This window comes from Paenibacillus xylanexedens (assembly GCF_007676705.1).
GTDB classification, from domain to species: domain Bacteria; phylum Bacillota; class Bacilli; order Paenibacillales; family Paenibacillaceae; genus Paenibacillus; species Paenibacillus xylanexedens_C.
The window spans coordinates 1-290 of sequence record NZ_VEBF01000228.1; the positions used below are offsets into that span (position 1 = coordinate 1).

Annotated in this window: 1 protein-coding gene; it reads left to right on the forward strand. The window is 47.6% G+C overall.

What is annotated here, in order from left to right; genetic code table 11:
- The first annotated feature begins 152 nt into the window (after positions 1 to 152).
- On the forward strand, positions 153 to 281 hold the full coding sequence (locus FS628_RS30485) for a phage tail assembly chaperone (RefSeq protein ID WP_260871248.1): 129 nt from the start codon (positions 153 to 155) through the stop codon (positions 279 to 281).
- Positions 282 to 290: the final 9 nt, after the last annotated feature.

Consider the following 290-nt stretch of genomic DNA (forward strand, 5'->3'; position numbering starts at 1 on the left):
AATGGCGGAAAGGGGGTACCGGGAAAATTAAGGGTAAGAACGGTGTGTACAGACGGGAGATTGATGGGAATGATTAGATGGGTGGGGTGATGAGGGGAAGTGTAGTATTTGGGGATTTGAAAAAGGGAGAAGTGGAGGGTTGATATGGGGTGATGGGGGGGGAATGGCTTTTGGGGAAAATGGTGTTGGGTGGGGAATTTGGTTGGGTTGGGGAAGAAGTGCAGAAGGTGAAGGGTTTGAATGAGGATATGAAGGAAGTGGTGGATGAGGTAAAAAAGTAATTAAAGAGG

Coding starts and splice junctions, on each gene's coding strand:
- FS628_RS30485 (WP_260871248.1), top strand. CDS start 153: ATGGGGGGGGAATGGCTTTTGGGGAAAATGGTGTTGGGTGGGGAATTT.